The sequence below is a fragment of the Salmonella sp. 3C genome, assembly GCF_025426275.1.
Classification (GTDB): domain Bacteria; phylum Pseudomonadota; class Gammaproteobacteria; order Enterobacterales; family Enterobacteriaceae; genus Salmonella; species Salmonella enterica.
Genome location: NZ_CP104858.1, coordinates 1,241,879 through 1,266,783, shown reverse-complemented (window position 1 = coordinate 1,266,783; position 24,905 = coordinate 1,241,879). Strand labels below are relative to the sequence as shown.

Here is a 24,905-nt window from a genome sequence, read left to right as displayed (position 1 = left end):
GCTGTCTCTCGTCTGACTAAAAAGGACATGATAAAGTTGTTTTTTGTGCTGAGTATTTTATCAGCGTATTTATCGTTTTTATGGTCCAGGATATCTTAATTATGGCGAAGAAAACGAAGGCGGATGCGCTTAAAACGCGGCAACATTTGATTGAAACCGCTATTGCGCAGTTCGCTTTGCGCGGCGTTGCCAACACGACGTTGAATGATATCGCTGATGCCGCTGATGTCACGCGGGGCGCCATCTACTGGCACTTTGAGAATAAAACGCAGTTGTTTAATGAGGTTTGGTTACAGCAACCACCTTTACGCGAACTTATTCAGGATAGGCTTACGGGATGCTGGAATGATAATCCTTTACAGGATCTACGAGAGAAATTTATTGCAGCCTTACAATATATTGCGGCAGTGCCTCGTCAGCAGGCATTAATGCAGATTTTATATCATAAATGTGAATTCCATAATGGTATGATATCGGAACAGGCCATTCGGGAGAAGATGGGTTTCCATCATCAGTCGCTGCTTGAAGTATTACAGCGATGTATGGATAAAAAACTGATCTCAGGCAGTCTTGATCTGGATGTCATATTAATTATTCTGCATGGTAGTTTTAGCGGAATAGTAAAAAACTGGTTAATGAATCCCACAAGTTATGATCTTTATAAGCAGGCGCCTGCATTAGTCGATAATGTATTAAAAATGCTAAGCCCGGATGGCAGTGTGAGGCAATTAATGCCAAATGAACAACAGGCGGAAGAAGCCTGAGATTATTTTGAGTTGATATTATATATTGACCTTGTGAATATATTGGCAGGATCCCGAATATCGCGAGCAATTTCCTCTGCCGTACGCGGCTTGCCAAGCAGGAACCCCTGAAGCGTATGGCATCCTAACTGGGTCAAAAATTGTTGCTGCGTTTCATTCTCTACCCCTTCTGCCACAATTTGCAGATTTAACGCTTTCGCCAGCGCGACAATAGCCGCAACAATGGTCGCGCCGTCGCCTGCCTCGCTGAGTTCATGTACGAAAGCGCGATCAATTTTTAGTTCGCACGCCGGAAGACGTTTCAGATAGAGAAGGCTGGAATAACCGGTGCCAAAGTCGTCAATAGAGGCCTTAACCCCCATTTCCGTTAATCTGGTGAGTATAGCGACGCTTTGCTCTGGCTTGTTCATCGCCGTGGTTTCGGTGATTTCCAGAATCAATAAATCGGGACGGATACTGTGTCGGGCCAGGCTCCGCGTAATGGTGTCCACAAGCCCGGGCTGCTCAAATTGTAAGGCGGACAGATTTACCGCCACTGACCATAAGTCGTATCCCTGTAAGTGCCACTCGCGGAGCTGTCGACACGCCTCGTCTATCACCCAGCTACCGATAGTGACGATAAGACCCGTTTTTTCCGCCAGCGGTAAAAACTGGTCAGGATTCAGTACGCCTTGTTTTGGATGATACCAGCGCAACAGGGCCTCAAATCCTACAATAGGGCCGGCAGAAGCCTGAAATTTAGGCTGATACACTAACCTGAGCTCTTGTCTTTCCAGCGCCAGCCACAGGTCATTCATTAGCTGAAGTTGGGTTTGCGCCAGCATATTCATTGATGGCTGAAAGAAATGGTATCCGTTACGCCCCGTATGTTTCGTGTGGTACATTGCGGCATCGGCGTTGAACATCAGTTCCCGTTCGTTTTTTCCGTCCAGCGGATAGAGCGCTATTCCCACGCTAAGGGTGACGACCAGTTCGTACGGATCTATTGTAAAGGGCGCATCTATCGAATGTACCAGCGCGCTGGCAAGGGAAGCCGCTTCGTCAGGCGCGCTGACTTCTGCAAGCAGCACAAATTCGTCGCCGCCAATCCGCGCCAGGGTAAACTGCCCGCTCAGCGGTTGGTTCAGACGATGCGTGACCGCTACCAGTAGCTTATCGCCGATATCATGACCATAAGCGTCATTAACGGTTTTAAAGCCATCCAGATCCATAAACAGTAGCGCGAAAGACGTGTTTTCCCGATTCGCTTTGCTGATGGCCTGTTCCAGACGATCCTCAAGAAGCACCCGGTTTGGTAAACGGGTGAGCGTATCATGCAGCGCCAACTGCGCCAGTTCCTGGTTCGCCTGCGCCAGCGAAGAGGCAAGTAGTGCGGTACGGGCCTGAAGCCGGGCGTCAAATAAAGAAACCAGCAGAGTAATACCCAGGATAGTCAGCGCGACCACGCTGACAAGAACAGCCAGCCAGTTGCTATCGACGCCACGATGCTCCATCGGCCAGTTTTGGGGAAAGTGTGCGGCCTTCATGCCGGCGTAATGCATGCCGGCGATAGCTATCCCCATTAATACCGCGGCGCCTGCTCGCCTCAGGGCGACATCTGTTCCCTCATGACGCAGGCGGAACGTGAGCCACAGCGCGCCGCAGGACGCCAGTAGCGCGATAATGATAGAGAGGGCAACCCACGCGCTATTCCAGACGATAATGGAAGCAAATTGCAGCGCCGCCATCCCGGTATAATGCATTGCGCTGATGCCCAGTCCCATCACCAGCGCGCCCGGCAGTAAACGGCGCAGGCGCAGTTTTTCAGCGCTGACCAGCCATAGCGCAAACAGGGAGGAGCCGATCGCGATCAGCATGGAGAGGCCGGTGAGGAACGGATCGAAGCGCATGTTCATCGCGTGATCCATCGCCAGCATCCCGACAAAATGCATCGCCCAAATACCGACGCCCAGCGCGAAGCCGCCGCCCATTAGCCATATTCTGGCGTTTGATCGGGCGCTTCCGGCTACGCGTCCGGCCATATTTAATGCGGTATAGGACGCAAAAATAGCGACAGCAAATGAAACCGCCACAAGGATGTGGTTGTACTCACTAACCGGCATGTATCATTAGCTCATTGGTTATGCAGGAAAAGAACAGGACGAGACAGTATCACCCCTTCTTTTATCCTCAACGTGTTTTAATTCCCTGTTTTTATAAGGGATAAAAGAAATCCGGGTGATAAATAATCATAGGTTAAATCGCCCGGTTCGCTACTCCAGATCGGTACAATTGATCAATTTGAGAGGGTTAACCGAATCCATGTTTCGGCACTTATCCTGTTCAGTTGCCATCAATTCGATCCATTGCATCAAAAGCGCATCAAAAAGAAAAACGGAGACGGCAAAAACAACCAGCCACCAATACTTACGTATCATCGTCAAATCCTGTGTATTCATGCCCATGCGTGCTGGGAATATACATGAAATTTTGACGCTGAAAAGCGGACTTACAATGCTTTTACTTCTCTGAAGATAGCGCGTTTATCCCGACATTTCGCTGCTTTTTGGACAGGTTTTGTGTTTTTCTCTTTTTGACTTTTGCAAGTTCATTTTCTGAATAATGCGAAGTGACGCTCAATCTTCTGAGCCCCATTTTTACGTACTCATTATTGAGTTCAATACCGATAAACTTACGACCTGACGCCGCTGCGACAGCGCCTGTGGTGAAACTGCCCGCGAAAGGGTCCAATACGGTATCGCTCGGGTTAGAAGAGGCCAGTATGATCCGTTTTAACAGCGCGCTGGGCTTTTGCGTAGGATGGTTTTCATATTCATCCATCAGATAACGTACGCGAGGAAATGACCAGACGTTGCCCGGCACTTTTTTCTGATTGTATGGTTGGGGCGGGTTTTTTCGATAATCGATTAGCGCGCGCTTAGCGCCCGTAGTGGTTTCGACCAGAATCGCATCACGGTTAAAGGTATAGCTTTTCGGGTTTTTTACCATCATCAGGATCGGTTCATACATAGAACCAAAGTATTTTTTCGCCTGCACCCCGGAACTATCATAGGACCAGACGATACGGCTTTTGATGGTAAAAAGCGTTCGGCATTTGAGATCGATATACGGCATATTTTCTGTGCTATTCATGATGTACATGGTGCCGTGTTTCTTCAGTACGCGGTGGCACTCATCAATGCATTCATACAGCCAGGCCAGAAAAGACGCTTCGTCCCAGGACTCCACCATACCGTCGAAATCTTTTCCGATATTGTAAGGCGGATCGGCAAAAATTAAGTCAATGCTTTCAGAAGGCAGTTTTTTAAGTTCTGTTAGCGCGTCACCGTGAATAATCTTCTTCGATTCATCGCCAAAGTACTGAGGTTCACATTCCGCTTTCATGACCAAATTCCATGTGATGCGTATAAAAAAGGCGCTTCCCCATGCCGAGTAGCGCCTTTTTAAACAAGCAGTTAGCTAATCGAAATTAGTTCATGCCGTATTTTTTTAATTTTTTACGCAGCGTACCACGGTTGATGCCCATCATCAGAGCAGCACGGGTCTGGTTACCACGGGTGTATTGCATCACCATGTCCAACAGGGGCTGTTCTACTTCAGCCAGTACCAGCTCATACAGGTCATTAACGTCCTGACCATTCAGTTGAGCAAAATAGTTCTTCAGTGCCTGTTTAACCGAGTCACGCAGGGGTTTTTGGGTTACCTGATCCTGAGAGTTAACGGTAGAAACGGTCAGTACGTCAGAATTTACGCGTTGTTCGAACATAGTTCTGTCAGCTCTTTATTTCTGTTTACGCAAAATTTTCGAAGTATGCCTCCAACGCCTCCAGCTGTTCGCTGGCGTCCTCAATAGCGTTGAATGTGCGCCGAAACTGGTCGTCTGGAGCGTGCTCCTGGAGATACCAGGAGACGTGTTTACGCGCGATTCGGTACCCTTTTGCCTGACCGTAAAAGTCATGCAGTTCCCGAACATGCGTGCAAAGCAAGCGCTTTACCTCTGCCAGCGGCAGCGGCGGAAGCAGCTCCCCAGTGTCCAGATAATGCTGGATTTCCCGAAAGATCCAGGGTCTTCCCTGAGCTGCGCGGCCTATCATCAGGGCATCCGCCCCTGTATAGTCGAGAACAGCTCTGGCTTTATGCGGGTTAGTAATGTCGCCATTCGCGATAATCGGAATGGAAACTTTCTGCTTAACTGCCCGAATACTGTCGTATTCAGCTTCTCCGTTGAACAAACAGGCGCGGGTGCGGCCATGGATGGTCAGAGCCTGAATACCACAATCTTCAGCCAGTTGGGCAATCTCTACGCAGTTACGGTGTTCCGGCGCCCAGCCGGTGCGAATCTTGAGAGTCACAGGAGCGTCCACTGCGTTTACGACCCCGATGAGTATAGACTTCACTAAATCCGGGTACTGCAAGAGGGCTGAACCTGCCAGCTTACGATTCACTTTCTTCGCCGGGCACCCCATATTGATATCAATAATCTGGGCGCCGCTTTCCACGTTAATACGTGCGGCATCGGCCATCTCAACAGGGTCGCTACCGGCAATTTGCACCGTGCGAATTCCTGGCTCATCAACGTGCACCATCCGTAAACGAGATTTATCGCTTTCCCACACTTGCGGGTTAGAAGACATCATCTCGGATACTGTCAATCCTGCTCCCATCTCATAGCACAGCGTCCGGAAAGGTCTGTCAGTAATGCCAGCCATGGGCGCTGCGATCAGGCGATTTCTGAGCTGATATTGTCCGATGCGCATGAGTTAAGAAATGACCATACTGTGACTGCAAGGCGGCGTATATTACGCATTTTTTGCACGAGATGAAAGGCCAAACTTTGAACAATCCACTGTTGTAGATCAATGAATCGTGCTTAAAAACAGCAAAATAAATTTATAATTCAGTAAAATCATAGGGTTATTTATTGTCGGCGGTTTTGTACGCGCTTACAAATTCCCGTAACTTCTCTCTATTTCTTCGTCCAGAAACAAGATAAGCGGAATAATCTGCTTTTTTTATAAGCTAATTACCCCAAATGAATGGGATCGCCGTCTCGTTTCAGGACAAGATCACTTCCCGCTGCGCGTGATTTTTCTCCATTGCCAGTCGGAAGGGGGCGCACAGATGCGCTTTTGTGTTCATGAATGGCACGGATAAATTTTTCCAGCTGCGCTGAAGAGAGGGTTAGCGGATGCTGCAGAACAACCCGGACAGCATTACTAAGTACGAGGGCGATGGCTGCGACCCGTTAAAACGCCAGTATCTTTTGTCCGCTGGTAGCAGCTGTTTATCCAGACGGATAGTGACAAAGAAGTTATTTCAGGCATTCATTTGATGAATTTAATGATGTCTCGGTGCCTGAAAGGCGTTAAGGCAGTTGTGTGGAGAAAAGCGTGGCCGGGCGACCACGCTGACAAGAATTATTTCTTACGGCCAGTAATGCGGCACCATTCTTCTTTTTCGACGACCGGGTCGAGAGTGAAAAGCTCGGCGTAAGCATCGCAGACGCTTTCCGCCTGGCTGGCGAGAACACCTGAAAGCCCCAGCAGACCGCCTTCAACGGGCAGTACGCTGATTAACGGGGCCAGTTCGCGTAATGGGCCTGCCAGGATGTTAGCGACGACCACGTCGGCTTTCATGGCTTCTGGCTGGTCTTTCGGCAGGTACAGCTCCAGCCGGTCAGACACGCCGTTGCGTTCAGCATTATCGCGACTGGCCTGAATAGCTTGCGGATCGATATCAATACCAATCGCCTTTGCCGCTCCCAGTTTCAGCGCGGCAATCGCCAGAATGCCTGAACCGCAGCCAAAGTCGATCACGGTTTTGCCGTTGAGATCGAGCCCGTCCAGCCATTGCAGACATAAAGAGGTGGTGGGGTGCGTACCCGTACCGAACGCCAGTCCCGGGTCGAGCATCACGTTGACGGCATTCTCGTCCGGAATGTCACGCCAGCTGGGACAAATCCACAGACGCTCGCCAAAACGCATCGGATGGAAATTATCCATCCATTCGCGTTCCCAGTCTTTATCTTCCAGTTGTTCGATTTTATGGGCAAATCCGGCACCCAGCAGCGGATGTTGCTCCAGAATCGCGACAACGTCTTTCATGTCGGTTTCGGCGTCGAACAGACCGATCACATCGGTATCGCCCCACAGACGGGTTTCGCCCGGCAACGGCTCAAAAACCGGCGTATTGTGCGTATCCTGAAAGGTAATGGAAACGGCGCCCGCTTCCATCAGCGCATCACTCAGCTCTTCAGCATTCGCGCCGGTGGTATTCAGTTTCAATTGGATCCATGGCATGGCAAAACTCTTTATTTATCAGTAGACAATACGGTGGCTTGCGAAGCGGAAGAGCCGAATCGGTTTCCGATCAGAAAAGCCAATAAACTTAACAGTAACGCGGGCACAATCGGATGAAAGCCCAGGTACTGAATATTAAATGTGGCAAGCAGGGCATATAGCACGCCGCCCACGATCATGGCGCTTAATGCGCCTGCCGCGTTTGCCCGCTCCCAGTAAAGGCCCAATACCAGCGGCCATAAGAACACCGCTTCCAGGCCGCCAAACGCCAGCAGGTTGAGCCAAATGATCATCTCTGGCGGTTTCCATGCGGCCAGCAGCAACAGCGCGCCTAGCAGTAATGTAATCGCTGCCGACATACGCTTCAGCCGGATCTCATTTTGCATCTGATCGGGGCGCAGGTTGAGATAGAGATCTTTAATGATCGTCGCGGAACTTTGCAGCAGTTGGGCGTTAATTGTTGACATGATCGCCGCCATTGGCGCAGCGAGGAAGATCCCGGCGGCAAACGGCGGCAAAACTTTCACCATTAGCGTTGGGATCACCAGATCCGGCACCGTCAGATCCGGAAGCACCGCGCGACCCAGCGCGCCGGCAAGGTGCATCCCGAACATTAAAATCGCCACGACAATCGTACCGATAATAATGCCCCGGTGTACCGCTTTACTGTCTTTATAGGAGATGCAGCGCACCGCCGTATGCGGCAGGCCAATCACACCAAAACAGACCAGTACCCAAAAAGAGGTCATAAAGGCGGGAGAAAGTATGTCATCGGCGCCCTGCGGCGTTACCAGTTTGGGGTCGAGAGCGTGCAGCGTGTCAACGGCCTGACTTAGACCGCCCGCCGCATGGATCACGCCCACCAGCAGCACTATCGTGCCGACCAGCATCACCAGGCCCTGTAGCGTATCGTTAAGTACGCTGGCGCGAAAGCCGCCAAACGCCGTATAGAGTGCGATACTGACGCCAAATATTAGCAGGCCGGTTTCGTAGGGAATTCCCGCCGCGGTTTCCAGCAGTCGCGCGCCGCCGATAAATTGTACGGTCATTGCGCCAATAAACGCGACCAATAAACTCAGGCTTGCCAACCACACCAGCAGGCGGCTTTGGTAACGCGCGAATAGCATATCGTTAAGCGTGACGGCATTATAGCGACGCGCCAGGATAGCGAATTTTTTACCCAGAATACCCAGTGAAAGCCAGACGGCGGGAAGCTGGATCATCGCCAGCAAGACCCAGCCCAGACCGTATTTATAAGCCGCGCCGGGACCGCCGATAAATGAACTGGCGCTAATATAGGTGGCGGTAAGCGTCATCGCGAGCACGATCCCGCCCATCGAACGGCTGCCAAGAAAATATTCGTTTAAAAAAGTGCCGGCGGTACGCTTGCGCATAGCGTAAATCGAGACCCCGAAGACCACGACCAGATAGGCTACCAGCGGTAGAATGACCTCAAGCTGCATCGTCATCCTCCAGCGAAATATCGCGATAAATGAATTTCACCATCGCCCAGCACAGCAAAATAAAGACCAGCGGCGTCAATAAGCAGGCCATCTCGAACCAGTGCGGCAGACCGGTAATTCCCGGCGAGTCTCCAGGTAAGTAAGCAGCCACTAACCATGCCGCCAGATAGCAAAGGGTCAGCCACAGCGCCCAGCGCGCCTCTTTATGGGCCTGAACAAAACGAGCGTCCATTTTTTGTCCCTTATGGGTGAAGAAAGCGGGAATTGTACATGATGGGGCATCGCTATCCCCAGAAATAAAAAAGGCCGGATTCACCGGCCTTTTGAGATTAACGTGCGATTACTTTTCCTGAAGACCGAGTTTTTTCTCCAGATAGTGGATGTTGGTTCCACCGTGCTGGAAGTGCTCGTCATTCATGATGCGGGTCTGCAGATCGATATTGGTTTTGATACCATCGATAATCAGTTCCTGCAGGGCATTTTTCATACGGGCAATCGCCACGTCGCGGTTTTCACCGTAGCAGATGAGTTTGCCGATCATGGAATCATAGTACGGCGGAACCGTGTAGCCCGCGTAGATATGAGATTCCCAGCGAACGCCAAAGCCGCCAGGCGCATGGAAGCGCGTGATTTTGCCTGGGCTTGGCAGGAAGGTGTTCGGATCTTCGGCATTGATACGGCATTCTACCGCATGGCCTCGAACGACAACTTCGTCCTGTGTGATCGACAGCGGCTGACCCGCCGCGATGCGCAACTGCTCTTTGATCAAATCGACGCCGGTAATCATTTCAGTCACCGGGTGTTCAACCTGAATACGGGTGTTCATTTCGATGAAATAGAACTCGCCGTTTTCGAACAGGAATTCGAACGTCCCTGCGCCGCGATAGCCGATGTCTACGCACGCTTTCGCGCAGCGTTCGCCGATATAGCGACGCAGTTCCGGCGTAATGCCTGGCGCCGGGGCTTCTTCAACCACTTTCTGGTGGCGACGCTGCATGGAACAGTCGCGTTCCGCCAGATAGATAGCGTTGCCCTGGCCGTCCGCCAGCACCTGAATTTCGATGTGGCGTGGATTTTCCAGGTATTTTTCCATGTATACCATGTCGTTGCTGAAAGCCGCTTTCGCTTCCGCTTTGGTCATGGAGATGGACTGCGCCAGTTCAGCATCGCTACGAACCACGCGCATACCGCGGCCGCCGCCGCCGCCGGACGCTTTGATGATCACCGGATAGCCAATACGTTTGGCATGAGCGCGGTTCGCATTCATATCGTCGCCCAGCGGGCCGTCAGATCCTGGTACGGTCGGCACGCCCGCTTTTTTCATCGCGGTAATCGCGGACACTTTATCGCCCATCAGGCGGATGGTGTCCGCTTTCGGGCCGATAAAGATAAAGCCGGAGCGTTCAACCTGCTCGGCAAAATTGGCGTTCTCAGAAAGGAAGCCGTAACCCGGGTGGATTGCCACCGCGCCGGTGATTTCAGCGGCGCTAATGATAGCCGGGATGTTCAGATAACTTTTTACGGACGGTGCCGGGCCAATACAGACCGTCTCATCCGCCAGCAATACGTGTTTTAAATCGCGATCCGCGCTTGAGTGCACAGCGACGGTCTTGATGCCGAGTTCTTTACAGGCTCGAAGAATACGTAGTGCGATCTCGCCGCGGTTGGCGATGACAATTTTATCCAACATGTTCGCCTCGTTACTCGATGACGACCAGTGGCTCGTCAAATTCTACCGGTTGACCACTTTCGACCAGAATCGCTTTCACAGTACCTGCTTTGTCAGCTTCGATCTGGTTCATCATTTTCATGGCTTCAACGATGCACAGGGTATCGCCCACGTTCACTTTCTGGCCCACTTCGATGAACGCTTTCGCGTCCGGGCTTGGGGTGCGGTAGAAAGTACCAACCATTGGGGAGCGTACGATGTGACCACTGATTTCCGCTGCGGCAGGCGCTTCCATTGCTGGAGTAGCCGCTGGCGCGACAGCGTTAGACAGAGCGGGTTGCTGCATCATCGGCGCCGCATAAGCCTGCTGCATCACCGGAAAACCGGCGTTTGCCGTTGTGCGGCTGATGCGAACAGATTCTTCGCCTTCAGAAATTTCCAGTTCGGAGATACCTGATTCTTCAACCAGCTCGATCAGTTTTTTAATCTTACGAATATCCATGAGTGGGTTCCGTACTCTTTGTTTAGTGTGATTGTGACAGGCGTTTTAGCGCCGTCTGTAAAGCATGTGAATGACTGCCGCGGGTAAAATACCGCGCATCTTTGATTTGCCTGTTATGCCGTAGCACCCGAAGGTGAAATTCATGATTTGCCAGTCATTGTGTGGCTATCTTCTGCCATTTTCGGGCAAAAAACAAAATATACCTTCATTGCTCGATTGTCACCCTTTCTGCGAACGAAAATCGCCGTTGGGGAATGTAAAGTCGCACATTATAACTATTTCGTCGCAATTGGCAGCTAAATACTGGTCTTATCAGGGAAGATAATCAACCCGAAACATAAAAAGGACATTACCTGTTTTGCGTTTTGCAATCGACCGCACAGTTCACCAAACTAGCGCCACCACTGGCGAAACTTCCGGTAACGCAACGCTAAAAGGGCTAACGCTAATGTCGCGTAGATGACCGGTTGCGGTGATAAAATCTTTACCGACCACAGGTAATGTATGGGAGCCAGGATCGCGACAAGATAGACGACGTTATGCAGTGTTTGCCAGCGTTTGCCCAATTTACGCTGCGCAAATTGCGTTGAGGTCAACGTCAGCGCCAATAACACCAGCCAGCTAATGATCCCAAGCGTCAAATAAGGGCGTGAAATCAACTCGCTTCCTAACAACGCCAGGTTATGTATCCCCAGTTCCAGTAAGGCATAGCTGGTTAAATGCAGCGTAGCCCAAACGAAACACCATAACCCCAACAGGCGGCGTGTGCGTATCAATAATGGCTGTTTAGCGTAGCGCGCCAGCGGTGAAACCAGCAAGGTGGCGAGCAAAAATTTGAGCGCGGTTCTGCCGGTAAAGTGTTGGATATCCTTTACCGGGTCTGCGCTGAGTCCACCGTGATTTATCGCCCAAAAGAGCCACAGAAGCGGCAAAAAACCGGCAAGATGCAGACAAACTTTTAGCCAGGTTATCTGTTTTGCTGTCAGACGCACTTAAAAATTCTCCCGCAAATTGAGACCGCGATACAGCGAAGCGACTTCATTGGCATAGCCGTTAAACAGCAGCGTCGGCTGCCTTTGCACATCGAGGATACCGCCTGAACCAATAAAGCGTTCGGTAGCCTGAGACCAGCGTGGATGATCCACATGCGGGTTCACATTGGCGTAAAAACCATATTCGTTGGGAGCCGACAAATTCCAGGTGGTTAGCGGACGTTCGCGGGTGAGTTTAATGCTGACAATAGATTTAATACCTTTAAAACCATACTTCCATGGAACGATGAGTCGAATGGGCGCGCCGTTTTGCGGGGGTAACGCCTTACCATAGACGCCAACGGTCATCAGAGTCAGCGGATGCATGGCTTCGTCCAGACGTAGCCCTTCGACATAAGGGTATTTCAGTCCGCCGCCAATAAAACGATCTTTCTGTCCTGGCATATCATCCGGCGCGTATAGCGTTTCGAATGCCACATATTTAGCGTGGCTGGTGGGCTGTGCCTGCGCGAGTAGCTTATATAAAGGGAAACCAATCCACGGCACGACCATGGACCACGCTTCGACGCAGCGCATTCGATAGATACGCTCTTCTAATGGGAAACGATGTGTTAAATCGTCATAATCCAGCGTAAATGGCTTCGCGACTTCCCCGCTGATTTTCAACGTCCACGGTTCGGTTTTCAGACTTCCGGCATTGGCCGCCGGGTCGGCTTTATCAAGGCCAAACTCATAGAAATTGTTGTAGCCCGTCACCTTATCTTCCGGCGTTAACGCTAAATCGCTTCGCCAGGCGGCAGGCTGACTAAACTCAAGCGGTTTACCGGCAGGCGCTTTCGGACGATCGTTGCCTTTAAACCAACTGAAGAGATCGGCCTGCGCCGTTGAGGGTAAGGATAAGGCGGCCGCGCTGATGCCTAATGCTTTTAGCACCTGTCGGCGCTGCATAAAAAAAGCCGATTCCGCAGTCACATCGGCTTCTGTTAATGGACGTATCTTTTTCATCACAGACTCCCGGTCTACCCACCACAACATGGCGTGTAGTGAATATGACAGGGAGTGTGTCAATGTGTAAAAATAAATAGTTAATTAAGTGTAAATTTTTTTATACGTGACGTTATTTTATCTTCACCAGCGTACGGCCCTGAACCTGATTATTGATGATGGCATCGGCGAACTTCGGCGCATCCGCCAGCGTAATCTCTGTGGCGGCCTGAGCATAGAACGATTCCGGCAGATCCTTAACCAAACGCGCCCAGGCTTCTGCGCGACGTGCCGGTGGGGTCATCACCGAGTCCACCCCTTGCAAACGCACATTACGCAGAATGAATGGCATAACGGTGGTCGGCAGCGCGAAGCCGCCCGCCAGGCCGCAGGCGGCCACGCAACCGCCATAGTTCATCTGTGCCAGCACTTTCGCCAGCACTTTATCGCCAACGGTATCAATTGCACCGGCCCATAGCTGTTTTTCCAACGGGCGAGATTCAGCAAACTCATCGCGGCTGAGAATACGGTTAGCTCCCAGGCTCTTAAGATAGCCGTAGGTGCTTTCACGTCCTGATACTGCTGCAACCTGATAGCCCAGCTTATGCAGTAATGCAACGGCAGTGCTGCCCACGCCGCCGCTGGCACCGGTGACGACAACCTCACCGTCTTGCGGGCGAATACCTGCATCTTCAAGCGCCATGACGCACAGCATGGCGGTAAAACCGGCGGTGCCGATGATCATGGCGTTACGGCTGCTCAGTCCCGCAGGCAGCGCGACCAGCCAGTCGCCTTTAACGCGTGCGCGTTCGGCCAGGCCGCCCCAGTGGTTTTCGCCCACGCCCCAGCCAGTCAGTAGTACTTCCTGGCCTGCATGAAAGCGAGGATCTTCGCTTGCGTGAACGGTGCCGGCGAAATCAATACCAGGAATCATCGGAAAATGACGGATAATTTTCCCTTTTCCGGTGATAGCCAGAGCATCTTTATAATTCAGGCTGGACCAGTGGACATCCACCGTCACATCACCTGCCGGCAGTTGACTCTCTTCGAGATGTTGCACGGATGCGAGGGTTTTACCGTCCTGCTGTTCTAAGATCAACGCCTGCATAACCTGTCCTCACTTTACATGGTAGATTGGAAAAATAGCTACGAAGACTATACTCGCTAATTAAAACGTGATGCCGATGCAACGCAATAAATTGCCAGATAGATCCATTTTGGTAGTATGCCTGCTTCATTGCGCGCCGTGGCGAATTCCGCCTTCAGATTCGCTTTTTCATACTGTTTATAACCGTCGGAGTTAACTCAAGGATGCGATTAACGACGAAATTCTCAGCTTTTATCACGCTGCTCACGGGGTTAACGATCTTCGTGACTCTGATAGGTTGCTCGCTAAGCTTTTATAACGCCGTACAGTATAAGTATGTCAGCCGTGTGCAGGCGACGGCGACAGCCATTGATACGCACCTGGTGACCCATGATATTGTCTCGCTGACGCCGCAAATCGACGAACTCATGATCGCTTCCGATATTGTGCGTGTCGATCTGTTGCAGGGGGAGCGCAGCGTCTACAGCCATTCTCGTGCCAGAGGTTATCGGCCAGCCGGCACCAGCGACATGTATCGCGAGCTGGTCGTACCGCTGATAAAACATCCAGGAATGTCGCTACGTCTGGCTTATCAGGACCCGATGGGTAACTATTTTCACTCACTGATCACCACGGCGCCGCTAACGCTGGCGATCGGTTTTATCGTTCTGATTTTGTTTTTATCGGTGCGCTGGCTGCAGCGGCAGCTTTCCGGGCAGGAGCTTCTGGAAATTCGCTCAACGCGTATTCTGAACGGCGAACGCGGGGCGAATGTCCGCGGTTCTGTTTACGAATGGCCAGCGCGCACCAGTAGCGCGCTTGATGTATTGCTTTCCGAAATTCAGTTTGCTCACGAACAGCGTAGCCGCCTGGACACCCTCATTCGCTCCTACGCCGCGCAAGACACCAACACCGGACTCGGTAACCGTCTGTTCTTTGATAACCAACTGGCGACGCTGCTGGAAGATCAGGAAAAAGTGGGAGTGCATGGCGTGGTGATGATGATCCGCTTGCCAGACTTCAATCTTCTGCGCGACAGCCTGGGAGGCAATCAGGCGGAAGAGCAGATGTTTATGCTTATCAATCTGCTATCGACATTTATTATGCGTTACCCAGGCTCGCTGCTGGCGCGTTATCACCGCAGCGACTTTGCCGTGCTGCTACCGCATCGAACGCTGAAAGAAGCGGAAAGTATTGCCGGACAACTTTTAAAAGCTGTCGATGCGCTACCGGCTAACAAAATGCTTGATCGTGACGATATGGTACATATCGGCATTTGCGCCTGGCGCAGCGGACAGTCCACCGAGCAGGTGATGGAACATGCTGAAGCCGCGGCGCGGAACGCCGCCCTGCAGGGGGGAAATAGCTGGGCTATCTACGACGACACGCTGCCGGAAAAAGGGCGCGGCAATGTGCGCTGGCGCACATTGATTGAGCAGACGCTGAACCGGGGCGGACCGCGACTTTATCAAAAACCGGCGGTCACGCGAGAAGGTCGCGTACATCATCGGGAATTGATGTGTCGCATCTATGACGGTAAAGAAGAGGTGAGCTCGGCGGAGTATATGCCGATGGTGTTGCAATTTGGTTTATCGGAAGAGTATGACAGATTACAAATTAGCCGCCTGATTACGTTGCTGGGCTACTGGCCGGATGAAAATCTGGCAATGCAGTTGACGGTCGAGTCGCTGATTCGTCCGCGTTTTCAGCGCTGGTTGCGCGATACGTTAATGCAGTGTGAAAAATCACAGCGAAATCGCATAATTATTGAACTTGCGGAGGCAGATGTTTGTCAACACATCTGTCGGTTACAACCCATCCTTCGCTTAGTCAATGCGCTTGGCGTTCGGGTGGCGGTGACACAGGCGGGTTTGACGCTGGTTAGCACGAGCTGGATTAAAGCGCTCAATGTGGAATTACTCAAGCTGCATCCGAGTCTGGTCAGAAACATTGAGAAGCGAACGGAAAACCAGCTTCTGGTTCAAAGTCTGGTAGAGGCCTGCGCGGGTACGCCTACGCAGGTTTACGCGACGGGCGTCCGTTCGCGCGGCGAGTGGCAGACGCTGACAAAACGCGGCGTGGCTGGCGGGCAGGGTGATTTTTTTGCCTCCTCCCAACTACTTGACACAAACGTGAAAAAATATTCGCAAAGATACTCGGTTTAACCTGCCGTTTAATTTGTTTTCACGTAGAATAACGCGCGCTGCGCCTCATGGGGGTGTGCTTGTCTGCTCGCCAGATTGTTGCAGCAAATATGCAGGTGAATGACCTTTGACAGGTTGCAAACGAAGGCGAGGATTGCTGCTGATTTTTTCAGCCCTGAGGGACTCAGGCCGAGATTTGTAACAAAGGAAACGAACTGCACTAATTTTCACCGTAGCAGATGATTTTTGCGCCTTGTCGCTGCTGCGTGTGGTTGGTAAAGTAAGCGGATTTTGTTTTCCGCCCCAGCTTTCAGGATTATCCCTTAGTATGTTGAAAAAATTTCGTGGCATGTTTTCCAATGACCTGTCCATTGACCTGGGTACCGCGAATACCCTCATTTATGTAAAAGGACAAGGCATCGTATTGAATGAGCCTTCCGTTGTGGCCATTCGTCAGGATCGTGCCGGTTCGCCGAAAAGCGTGGCTGCAGTCGGTCATGATGCGAAGCAGATGCTGGGCCGTACGCCGGGCAATATCGCTGCGATCCGTCCGATGAAAGACGGCGTTATCGCTGACTTCTTCGTGACTGAAAAAATGCTCCAGCACTTTATTAAACAAGTGCACAGCAACAGCTTTATGCGCCCAAGCCCGCGCGTACTGGTATGCGTGCCGGTCGGCGCGACGCAGGTAGAACGCCGCGCAATTCGTGAATCCGCTCAGGGCGCAGGCGCCCGTGAAGTCTTTTTGATCGAAGAGCCGATGGCGGCCGCGATCGGCGCAGGTCTGCCAGTTTCTGAAGCAACCGGTTCAATGGTTGTGGATATCGGTGGTGGTACCACTGAAGTTGCTGTTATCTCCCTGAACGGCGTGGTTTACTCTTCTTCTGTCCGTATTGGTGGTGATCGCTTCGACGAAGCCATCATTAATTACGTTCGTCGTAACTACGGTTCTCTGATCGGTGAAGCCACCGCAGAACGTATTAAACACGAAATCGGTTCCGCTTATCCGGGCGACGAAGTCCGCGAGATCGAAGTGCGTGGCCGTAACCTGGCGGAAGGCGTTCCACGCGGCTTTACCCTGAACTCAAACGAGATTCTGGAAGCGTTGCAGGAACCGTTGACCGGTATCGTCAGCGCGGTAATGGTGGCGCTGGAACAGTGTCCGCCGGAGCTGGCGTCAGACATCTCCGAGCGCGGTATGGTGCTCACCGGCGGCGGCGCGCTGTTGCGTAACCTTGACCGTCTGTTAATGGAAGAGACGGGCATTCCTGTCGTGGTTGCTGAAGATCCGCTGACCTGTGTGGCGCGCGGCGGCGGCAAGGCGCTGGAAATGATCGATATGCACGGCGGCGACCTGTTCAGCGAAGAGTAGTTGGATACGGGCAGGATTATCCCTGGATTGTCCTGCCTCTCCGACGCGAGAATACGCATAGCCTATGAAGCCAATTTTTAGCCGTGGCCCGTCGCTACAGATTCGCCTTATTCTGGCGGTGCTGGTGGCGCTCGGCGTTATCATTGCCGACAGCCGCCTGGGGACGTTCAGTCAAATCCGAACGTACATGGACACTGCCGTCAGTCCTTTCTATTTTATTTCAAACGGCCCTCGTGAACTGCTCGACAGCGTGTCGCAAACGCTGGCTTCTCGCGACCAGCTTGAGCTGGAAAATCGGGCGCTGCGCCAGGAATTACTGCTAAAAAACAGCGACCTGCTGATGCTGGGGCAGTACAAACAGGAGAACGCGCGGTTGCGCGAGCTGCTGGGGTCGCCGCTGCGTCAGGACGAGCAGAAAATGGTGACTCAGGTTATTTCAACGGTTAACGATCCTTACAGCGATCAGGTCGTTATCGATAAAGGCAGCGTTAATGGCGTATATGAAGGTCAACCGGTCATTAGCGACAAAGGCGTCGTAGGGCAGGTTGTCGCCGTGGCGAAACTGACCAGTCGCGTACTGCTGATTTGCGATGCGACTCATGCGCTGCCGATTCAGGTACTGCGCAATGACATCCGCGTGATTGCCGCCGGTAACGGCTGCACTGACGATCTTCAGCTTGAACATCTGCCCGCCAATACCGATATTCGCGTTGGCGATGTGCTGGTAACGTCCGGACTTGGTGGGCGTTTCCCGGAAGGGTATCCGGTGGCGGTGGTCTCCTCCGTCAAGCTGGACACTCAGCGCGCCTATACCGTCATTCAGGCACGTCCAACCGCGGGTTTGCAGCGTTTACGCTATCTGCTGCTGTTGTGGGGAGCCGATCGTAACGGCGCCAATCCGATGACGCCGGAAGAGGTTCACCGCGTCGCCAATGAGCGCCTGATGCAGATGATGCCGCAGGTGTTGCCTTCTCCGGATGCGATGGGGCCGCCGGCGCCAGTGCCGGACCCGGCGACGGGGATTACTCAGCCATCTGCGGGCCAGACGGCGCCGGTATCAACGCAACCATCGCCTTCGGGCGCGACCACGCCGCCTGCGCGTGCGCCGGGAGGGTAATGGTGGCGAGCTATCGTAGCCAGGGGCGCTGGGTTATCTGGCTCTCGTTTCTTATTGCGCTGTTGCTGCAAATCATGCCCTGGCCGGACGACATCATTGTTTTCCGGCCAAACTGGGTTTTGCTCATCTTACTGTACTGGATTCTGGCCCTGCCGCACCGCGTAAATGTGGGGACGGGATTTGTGATGGGTGCCATACTTGATCTCATCAGCGGTTCCACACTTGGCGTGCGCGCTCTGTCGATGAGTATTGTCGCCTATCTGGTCGCTCTGAAATTCCAGCTCTTCCGTAACCTGGCGCTCTGGCAGCAGGCGCTGGTGGTAATGTTGCTTTCACTGGCCGTGGACATTATTGTTTTCTGGGCCGAGTTTTTAGTGATCAACGTCTCTTTCAGACCGGAAGTGTTCTGGAGTAGTGTAGTCAATGGCGTGCTGTGGCCCTGGCTCTTTTTGCTGATGCGTAAAGTACGCCAGCAGTTTGCTGTGCAATAAAGGTCGATATGACAACTCTGTATCTTGCTTCCGGTTCCCCGCGTCGCCAGGAATTATTGACTCAACTTGGATTTTCATTCGAGCAGGTCGTGCCTGGTATTGAAGAGCAACGGCGTGCTCAGGAAAGCGCGCAGCAGTATGTTGTTCGGCTGGCACGCGAAAAGGCGCAGGCTGGCGTGGCGCTGGTTCCCCGTGATCTGCCGGTGTTGGGCGCGGATACGATAGTCGTGTTAAACGGCGAGGTGCTGGAAAAGCCGTGCGACGCCGCTCATGCCGCAGAAATGCTGCGTTTGCTTTCCGGAAATACGCATCAGGTGATGACTGCTGTTGCGCTTGCGGACTCGCAGCAGACGCTGGATTGTGTGGTGGTAACGGAGGTGACTTTCCGCACGCTTTCTGCGCAGGATATTACTGGCTATGTCGCCAGCGGCGAGCCTTTAGATAAAGCAGGTGCATACGGTATTCAGGGGCGGGGTGGCTGTTTTGTCAGGAAGATAAATGGCAGCTATCACGCCGTGGTCGGCTTACCGCTGGTTGAAACGTATGAGTTGTTGAGTCATTTTAACGCACTGCGTGATAAAAGGGATAAACATGACGGCTGAATTGTTGGTAAACGTAACGCCATCGGAAACGCGCGTGGCGTACATTGATGGCGGTATTCTTCAGGAAATCCATATTGAGCGCGAAGCGCGACGCGGAATCGTAGGCAATATCTACAAAGGTCGTGTAAGTCGTGTACTTCCAGGTATGCAGGCGGCTTTTGTAGATATTGGGCTGGATAAAGCCGCATTTCTTCACGCTTCCGACATTATGCCGCATACCGAATGCGTGGCGGGCGACGAGCAAAAACAGTTTACCGTGCGCGATATCTCCGAACTGGTGCGTCAGGGACAGGATCTGATGGTGCAGGTAGTGAAAGATCCGCTCGGCACGAAAGGCGCGCGTTTGACCACGGACATCACGTTGCCCTCCCGTTACCTTGTTTTTATGCCCGGCGCGTCACACGTTGGCGTTTCCCAGCGTATCGAAAGCGAAAGTGAACGCGAGCGCCTGAAAAAGGTGGTGGCGGAATACTGCGACGAACAGGGCGGGTTTATTATCCGCACCGCGGCGGAAGGCGTGTGTGAAGAGGATCTCGCGTCTGACGCCGCCTATCTCAAGCGCGTCTGGACGAAAGTCATGGAGCGCAAAAAGCGTCCGCAAACGCGCTACCAGATGTATGGCGAACTGGCGCTGGCGCAGCGCGTGCTGCGCGATTTCGCCGATGCGCAGTTGGACCGAATTCGCGTCGACTCACGTCTGACCTATGAGTCGCTGCTGGAGTTTACCGCAGAATACATCCCGGAAATGACCAGTAAGCTGGAGCATTACAGTGGCCATCAGCCGATCTTCGATCTTTATGACGTGGAAAATGAGATCCAGCGCGCGCTGGAGCGTAAGGTTGAACTCAAGTCTGGCGGTTATCTGATTATCGACCAAACCGAAGCGATGACGACGGTAGATATCAATACCGGCGCGTTTGTCGGACACCGTAATCTCGACGACACCATTTTTAATACCAATATTGAAGCGACTCAGGCCATTGCCCGCCAGCTACGCCTGCGTAATCTGGGCGGCATTATCATTATCGATTTTATCGACATGAATAATGAAGATCATCGCCGCCGGGTGCTGCATTCGCTGGAACAGGCGTTAAGTAAGGATCGCGTGAAAACCAGTATTAACGGTTTTTCGCCGCTGGGGCTGGTGGAAATGACCCGTAAACGGACCCGTGAAAGCGTGGAACATGTGCTTTGTAACGAGTGTCCAACCTGTCATGGCCGCGGGACGGTAAAAACGGTGGAAACCGTCTGTTATGAGATCATGCGTGAAATTGTACGTGTTCATCACGCTTATGACTCCGATCGCTTCCTGGTTTATGCTTCTCCTGCGGTGGCGGAAGCGCTGAAAGGCGAAGAATCACACGCGCTGGCGGAAGTCGAAATCTTTGTCGGCAAACAGGTTAAAGTTCAGGTCGAACCGCTTTATAACCAGGAGCAGTTTGACGTCGTAATGATGTAATTGAGTAGTAGCACCAGCGCATGTAGGCCGGATAAGGCGCAAGCGCCGCCATCCGGCAATATACCCTCAACGGGTGTGAGTCGTATTTTTTGGCAGACAAGGAGAGACGCGTGAGGCGATTGCCGGGGATTTTATTGCTCACTGGAGCCGCGCTCATCGTCATTGCAGCGCTGCTGGTTAGCGGGCTGCGCCTGGCGTTGCCTCATCTTGACGCCTGGCGTCCAGCTATCCTGAATAAAATTGAGTCCGTGACCGGCGTGCCGGTGGCCGCCAGCCAACTCTCCGCAAGCTGGCAAAATTTTGGCCCTACGCTGGAAGCGCATAATATTCATGCCGCCCTGAAAGATGGCGGCGAGCTGTCGATAAAACGCGTTACGCTGGCGCTGGACGTCTGGCAAAGCCTGTTGCATATGCGCTGGCAGTTTCGCGACCTGACCTTCTGGCAACTCAATTTCCGCACCAACACGCCTCTTCAAAGCAGCGACGGCAAAGGCATCGAAACCAGCCGTTTAAGCGATCTTTTCCTGCGTCAGTTCGATCATTTCGATCTGCGCGATAGCCAAATCAGTTTTCTGACGCTTTCCGGACAACGCGCGGAGCTGGCGATCCCACAGCTTACCTGGCTAAACGGCAAAGAGCGGCACCGCGCCGAAGGCGAGGTCAGCCTCTCCAGCCTGACCGGGCAGCACGGCGTGATGCAGGTGCGGATGGATTTACGCGATGACGACGGTTTGCTGAATAACGGCAGAGTCTGGTTACAGGCCGACGATATTGACGTCAAGCCGTGGCTGGGCAAATGGATGCAGGATAATGTGGCGCTCCAGACGGCGCGTTTCAGTCTGGAAGGCTGGATGACGCTCAGTAAAGGCGAAATCGCCGGAGGAGACGTCTGGCTGAAACAGGGCGGCGCAAGCTGGCTGGGCGATAACACGACGCACACGCTGTCTGTCGATAACCTGACGGCGAAGATTAGCCGCGAGCAGCCGGGCTGGCAGTTTTATATTCCGGACACACGGATTACGCTTGATGGTAAACCCTGGCCGAGCGGAGCCTTAACCGTGGCCTGGCTCCCGCAGCAGGACGTCGGCGGCGAGAATCACACACGTAGCGATGAGCTACGCATTCGCGCCAGTAATCTTGAACTGGCGGGGCTGGAAGCATTACGTCCGCTGGCGGCTAAACTGTCGCCTGTGCTGGGCGAAATATGGCAGGCTACGCAGCCGAGCGGAAAGATCGCCACACTGGCGCTGGATATTCCGCTACAGGCGACCGAAAAAACGCGTTTTCAGGCATCGTGGGAAAATCTTGCCTGGAAACAGTGGAAGCTGTTGCCCGGCGCGGAACATTTTTCCGGTACGCTGGCGGGAAGCGTAGAAGACGGGCAGATGAAGGTTGCGATGCAGCAAGCTAAAATGCCCTATGAAACCGTTTTTCGCGCGCCGCTGGAAATTGAAAACGGCGTCGCGACGCTTAGCTGGTTGAAGAATGAGAACGGCTTTCAGCTTGATGGCCGCGACATTGACGTCAAAGCAAAGGCGGTACATGCGCGCGGCGGGTTCCGCTATCTGCAACCGACGGGCGACGAACCGTGGCTGGGTATTCTGGCCGGAATCAGTACCGATGATGGATCTCAGGCGTGGCGCTATTTTCCGGAAAACCTGATGGGCAAAGCGCTGGTCGATTACCTTAGCGGCGCGATTCAGGGCGGCGAGGCGGATAACGCCACGTTGGTTTACGGTGGTAACCCGCACCTCTTTCCCTATAAGCATAACGAAGGTCAGTTTGAAGTGCTGGTGCCGCTACGCAATGCGACGTTTGCCTTTCAACCCGACTGGCCGGCGCTAAAAAATCTCAACATTGAACTGGATTTCCTGAACGACGGTCTGTGGATGCGTTCGGATAGCGTCGATTTGGGCGGGGTGAAGGCCAGCAAACTCGCGGCGACGATTCCGGATTATTCCAAAGAGAAACTGCTCATTGATGCCGATATTAACGGGCCGGGAAAAGCCGTTGGGCCTTATTTTGACGAGACGCCGCTAAAAGACTCGCTTGGCTCGACGCTGGCGGAGCTCCAGTTAGATGGCGATGTGAATGCTCGCTTACATCTTGATATTCCGCTGGACGGAGAACAGGTTACCGCCGAGGGCGATGTCTCGTTGCGTAATAACAGTCTGTTTATTAAGCCGCTAAACAGCACGCTCAAAAATCTGAACGGTAAATTCAGCTTTGTGAATGGCGCGCTAAAAAGCGGGCCGCTGACGGCAAACTGGTTTAATCAGCCGCTTAACCTGGATTTCAGTACGACGGAAGGGGCAAAAGCCTATCAGGTCGCCGTCAACCTGAACGGTAACTGGCAACCAACGCGTATGGGCGTCTTACCGCCGCAACTGAATGACGCCCTGAGCGGCAGCGTGACGTGGAATGGTAAAGTCGGCATCGATCTTCCGTATCACGCTGACACCACTTATCACATCGAGCTGAACGGCGATCTGAGAAATGTGAGCAGTCACTTACCTTCTCCGCTAAATAAACCCGCAGGCGAAGCCATTCCGGTGAACATTCAGGCTGACGGCAACCTGAAAAGTTTTGCGCTAACGGGGAGCGCAGGGAGTAAAAATCACTTTAACAGCCGCTGGTTATTAAATCAGAAGCTGACGTTGGATCGGGCTATCTGGACGACGGACAGCCGGACGATTCCGCCATTACCTGCTCAACAAGGCGTTGAACTCAATCTGCCGGCGCTGGATGGCGCACAATGGCTGGCGTTATTCCAGAAAGGCGCGGCGGATAACGTGAGCAGTTCAGCCGAGTTTCCTCAACGCGTCACGTTGCGTACTCCCGCGCTATCGCTGGGTGGCCAGCAGTGGAACAATTTGAGCGTCGTTTCAGCCCCCTCGCTGAACGGAACAAAAATTGAAGCGCAGGGCCGTGAGGTGAACGCCACGCTGCTCATGCGCAACCATGCGCCGTGGCTGGCGAATATTAAGTACCTGTACTACAACCCTGGCGTCGCAAAAACGCACGCCTCGTCACCAACGCCGACATCGCCGTTGGCTTCGGCGAACACGATTAGCTTCCGCGGCTGGCCGGACTTACAGCTTCGCTGCGAAGAGTGCTGGCTGTGGGGGCAAAAATATGGGCGTATTGATGGCGATTTCGCCATCAAAGGCAATACGCTGACTCTGGCGAATGGCCTGATCGATACCGGATTCGCCCGTTTGAAAGCGAACGGCGAGTGGGTGAATGCGCCGGGTAATGAACGAACCTCGCTGAAAGGTAGTCTGCATGGTAGTAACCTCGACACGGCTGCCGGGTTCTTCGGTATCTCGACGCCAATCCAGAACGCGTCTTTTAACGTAGATTACGATCTGCACTGGCGAAACCCGCCCTGGCAACCTGAGGAAGCCACGCTCAACGGGATTTTACGTACGCGTCTGGGTAAAGGCGAGTTTACTGATCTCAGTAGCGGTCATGCCGGACAGTTACTGCGGCTGCTCAGTTTTGATGCGTTGCTGCGTAAGCTGCGGTTTGACTTCAGAGATACCTTTAGCGAGGGCTTCTATTTCGACTCTATTCATAGTACCGCGTGGATTAAAGATGGCGTCCTGCATACTGACGATACGCTGGTGGATGGGCTGGAAGCGGATATTGCAATGAAAGGTTCTGTTGATCTGGTGCGTCGTCGTCTTGATATGGAGGCCGTTGTCGCGCCGGAAATTTCCGCCACAGTGGGCGTCGCCGCCGCGTTTGCCGTTAACCCGATTGTCGGCGCGGCGGTATTTGCCGCCAGTAAAGTGTTGGGGCCGCTATGGAGCAAGGTCTCCATTTTGCGATATCGCATTACCGGTCCGGTCGATGCGCCGCAGATCAACGAAGTTCTGCGCCAACCGATAAAAGAAAGCCAGCAATGATTTGACGGGGGCGAGGAATTGCCCCACTCTCAGTAAATAGTCATGCCGG

General features: G+C 52.9%; 21 protein-coding genes. 8 read left to right on the top strand and 13 right to left on the bottom strand.

What is annotated here, in order from left to right:
* The first annotated feature begins 101 nt into the window (after window positions 1-101).
* A complete protein-coding gene (envR, locus tag N7E69_RS06025; protein ID WP_001085725.1) occupies window positions 102-764 on the top strand; it encodes an acrEF/envCD operon transcriptional regulator in 663 nt (220 codons plus the stop codon).
* Window positions 765-766: 2 nt separating this feature from the next.
* Here envR and N7E69_RS06020 read toward each other — a convergent pair whose 3' ends face one another.
* From N7E69_RS06020 to N7E69_RS05960, 13 genes are all read right to left on the bottom strand, one after another.
* Entirely contained in the window at window positions 767-2,866 is a 2,100-nt protein-coding gene (locus N7E69_RS06020) for a putative bifunctional diguanylate cyclase/phosphodiesterase (protein WP_001145332.1), read from the bottom strand.
* A 150-nt stretch (window positions 2,867-3,016) separates the two neighbouring features.
* Window positions 3,017-3,181 carry a DUF2556 family protein gene (locus N7E69_RS06015; protein ID WP_000620015.1) on the bottom strand — a complete coding sequence of 55 codons (165 nt, stop codon included), beginning with the start codon at window positions 3,179-3,181 and terminating at the stop codon, window positions 3,017-3,019.
* An 82-nt stretch (window positions 3,182-3,263) separates the two neighbouring features.
* A complete protein-coding gene (gene yhdJ, locus N7E69_RS06010; RefSeq protein ID WP_000642611.1) occupies window positions 3,264-4,148 on the bottom strand; it encodes an adenine-specific DNA-methyltransferase in 885 nt (294 codons plus the stop codon).
* A gap of 85 nt (window positions 4,149-4,233) precedes the next feature.
* Complete coding sequence (fis, locus tag N7E69_RS06005) at window positions 4,234-4,530, bottom strand: DNA-binding transcriptional regulator Fis (RefSeq protein WP_000462905.1); 297 nt, start codon at window positions 4,528-4,530, stop codon at window positions 4,234-4,236.
* Between the two features lie 25 nt (window positions 4,531-4,555).
* The gene (gene dusB, locus N7E69_RS06000; protein ID WP_001752768.1) at window positions 4,556-5,521 is read right to left on the bottom strand and encodes a tRNA dihydrouridine synthase DusB; all 966 of its coding nucleotides are present in this window, start codon (window positions 5,519-5,521) and stop codon (window positions 4,556-4,558) included.
* Between the two features lie 660 nt (window positions 5,522-6,181).
* Complete coding sequence (gene prmA / locus N7E69_RS05995; RefSeq protein ID WP_001145857.1) at window positions 6,182-7,063, bottom strand: 50S ribosomal protein L11 methyltransferase; 882 nt, start codon at window positions 7,061-7,063, stop codon at window positions 6,182-6,184.
* Between the two features lie 11 nt (window positions 7,064-7,074).
* Window positions 7,075-8,526, bottom strand: coding sequence for a sodium/pantothenate symporter (panF, locus tag N7E69_RS05990; protein WP_001175741.1), 1,452 nt, complete (start codon window positions 8,524-8,526; stop codon window positions 7,075-7,077).
* Window positions 8,516-8,758: a YhdT family protein gene (locus N7E69_RS05985; RefSeq protein WP_000340018.1), complete on the bottom strand. Its 243-nt coding sequence runs from the start codon at window positions 8,756-8,758 to the stop codon at window positions 8,516-8,518. The genes panF and N7E69_RS05985 overlap by 11 nt, the downstream gene beginning before the upstream one ends.
* A 108-nt stretch (window positions 8,759-8,866) precedes the next feature.
* Entirely contained in the window at window positions 8,867-10,216 is a 1,350-nt protein-coding gene (accC, locus tag N7E69_RS05980) for an acetyl-CoA carboxylase biotin carboxylase subunit (RefSeq protein ID WP_000884627.1), read from the bottom strand.
* Between the two features lie 10 nt (window positions 10,217-10,226).
* Window positions 10,227-10,697 carry an acetyl-CoA carboxylase biotin carboxyl carrier protein gene (gene accB / locus N7E69_RS05975; protein WP_000354626.1) on the bottom strand — a complete coding sequence of 157 codons (471 nt, stop codon included), beginning with the start codon at window positions 10,695-10,697 and terminating at the stop codon, window positions 10,227-10,229.
* Window positions 10,698-11,089: 392 nt separating this feature from the next.
* The gene (gene msrQ, locus N7E69_RS05970) at window positions 11,090-11,689 is read right to left on the bottom strand and encodes a protein-methionine-sulfoxide reductase heme-binding subunit MsrQ (protein WP_001240055.1); all 600 of its coding nucleotides are present in this window, start codon (window positions 11,687-11,689) and stop codon (window positions 11,090-11,092) included.
* Window positions 11,690-12,694: a protein-methionine-sulfoxide reductase catalytic subunit MsrP gene (gene msrP / locus N7E69_RS05965; protein WP_000723872.1), complete on the bottom strand. Its 1,005-nt coding sequence runs from the start codon at window positions 12,692-12,694 to the stop codon at window positions 11,690-11,692.
* 112 nt (window positions 12,695-12,806) lie between these two features.
* On the bottom strand, window positions 12,807-13,781 hold the full coding sequence (locus tag N7E69_RS05960) for an MDR family oxidoreductase (protein WP_001148247.1): 975 nt from the start codon (window positions 13,779-13,781) through the stop codon (window positions 12,807-12,809).
* 203 nt (window positions 13,782-13,984) lie between these two features.
* On the opposite strand from N7E69_RS05960, the gene csrD reads away from it, so the two are divergent.
* The 7 genes from csrD (at window position 13,985) to yhdP (ending at window position 24,856) form a co-directional block, all read left to right on the top strand.
* Window positions 13,985-15,925: an RNase E specificity factor CsrD gene (csrD, locus tag N7E69_RS05955; protein WP_001241378.1), complete on the top strand. Its 1,941-nt coding sequence runs from the start codon at window positions 13,985-13,987 to the stop codon at window positions 15,923-15,925.
* Window positions 15,926-16,232: 307 nt separating this feature from the next.
* Complete coding sequence (gene mreB / locus N7E69_RS05950) at window positions 16,233-17,276, top strand: rod shape-determining protein MreB (RefSeq protein WP_000913396.1); 1,044 nt, start codon at window positions 16,233-16,235, stop codon at window positions 17,274-17,276.
* A 64-nt stretch (window positions 17,277-17,340) separates the two neighbouring features.
* Window positions 17,341-18,393 carry a rod shape-determining protein MreC gene (gene mreC, locus N7E69_RS05945; RefSeq protein WP_000802538.1) on the top strand — a complete coding sequence of 351 codons (1,053 nt, stop codon included), beginning with the start codon at window positions 17,341-17,343 and terminating at the stop codon, window positions 18,391-18,393.
* A gap of 2 nt (window positions 18,394-18,395) precedes the next feature.
* Complete coding sequence (mreD, locus tag N7E69_RS05940) at window positions 18,396-18,884, top strand: rod shape-determining protein MreD (RefSeq protein WP_000179403.1); 489 nt, start codon at window positions 18,396-18,398, stop codon at window positions 18,882-18,884.
* 8 nt (window positions 18,885-18,892) lie between these two features.
* Window positions 18,893-19,486 (top strand): Maf family protein, encoded by a 594-nt coding sequence (locus N7E69_RS05935; RefSeq protein ID WP_000210304.1) that lies wholly within the window; start codon window positions 18,893-18,895, stop codon window positions 19,484-19,486.
* Entirely contained in the window at window positions 19,476-20,945 is a 1,470-nt protein-coding gene (gene rng, locus N7E69_RS05930; RefSeq protein WP_000123188.1) for a ribonuclease G, read from the top strand. The genes N7E69_RS05935 and rng overlap by 11 nt, the downstream gene beginning before the upstream one ends.
* A 110-nt stretch (window positions 20,946-21,055) precedes the next feature.
* Window positions 21,056-24,856 carry an AsmA2 domain-containing protein YhdP gene (gene yhdP, locus N7E69_RS05925; RefSeq protein ID WP_001253513.1) on the top strand — a complete coding sequence of 1,267 codons (3,801 nt, stop codon included), beginning with the start codon at window positions 21,056-21,058 and terminating at the stop codon, window positions 24,854-24,856.
* The last annotated feature ends 49 nt before the right edge of the window (window positions 24,857-24,905 follow it).

Coding starts and splice junctions, on each gene's coding strand:
- envR (WP_001085725.1), top strand. CDS start 102: ATGGCGAAGAAAACGAAGGCGGATGCGCTTAAAACGCGGCAACATTTG.
- N7E69_RS06020 (WP_001145332.1), bottom strand. CDS start 2,866: ATGCCGGTTAGTGAGTACAACCACATCCTTGTGGCGGTTTCATTTGCT.
- N7E69_RS06015 (WP_000620015.1), bottom strand. CDS start 3,181: ATGATACGTAAGTATTGGTGGCTGGTTGTTTTTGCCGTCTCCGTTTTT.
- yhdJ (WP_000642611.1), bottom strand. CDS start 4,148: ATGAAAGCGGAATGTGAACCTCAGTACTTTGGCGATGAATCGAAGAAG.
- fis (WP_000462905.1), bottom strand. CDS start 4,530: ATGTTCGAACAACGCGTAAATTCTGACGTACTGACCGTTTCTACCGTT.
- dusB (WP_001752768.1), bottom strand. CDS start 5,521: ATGCGCATCGGACAATATCAGCTCAGAAATCGCCTGATCGCAGCGCCC.
- prmA (WP_001145857.1), bottom strand. CDS start 7,063: ATGCCATGGATCCAATTGAAACTGAATACCACCGGCGCGAATGCTGAA.
- panF (WP_001175741.1), bottom strand. CDS start 8,526: ATGCAGCTTGAGGTCATTCTACCGCTGGTAGCCTATCTGGTCGTGGTC.
- N7E69_RS05985 (WP_000340018.1), bottom strand. CDS start 8,758: ATGGACGCTCGTTTTGTTCAGGCCCATAAAGAGGCGCGCTGGGCGCTG.
- accC (WP_000884627.1), bottom strand. CDS start 10,216: ATGTTGGATAAAATTGTCATCGCCAACCGCGGCGAGATCGCACTACGT.
- accB (WP_000354626.1), bottom strand. CDS start 10,697: ATGGATATTCGTAAGATTAAAAAACTGATCGAGCTGGTTGAAGAATCA.
- msrP (WP_000723872.1), bottom strand. CDS start 12,694: ATGAAAAAGATACGTCCATTAACAGAAGCCGATGTGACTGCGGAATCG.
- N7E69_RS05960 (WP_001148247.1), bottom strand. CDS start 13,781: ATGCAGGCGTTGATCTTAGAACAGCAGGACGGTAAAACCCTCGCATCC.
- csrD (WP_001241378.1), top strand. CDS start 13,985: ATGCGATTAACGACGAAATTCTCAGCTTTTATCACGCTGCTCACGGGG.
- mreB (WP_000913396.1), top strand. CDS start 16,233: ATGTTGAAAAAATTTCGTGGCATGTTTTCCAATGACCTGTCCATTGAC.
- mreC (WP_000802538.1), top strand. CDS start 17,341: ATGAAGCCAATTTTTAGCCGTGGCCCGTCGCTACAGATTCGCCTTATT.
- N7E69_RS05935 (WP_000210304.1), top strand. CDS start 18,893: ATGACAACTCTGTATCTTGCTTCCGGTTCCCCGCGTCGCCAGGAATTA.
- rng (WP_000123188.1), top strand. CDS start 19,476: ATGACGGCTGAATTGTTGGTAAACGTAACGCCATCGGAAACGCGCGTG.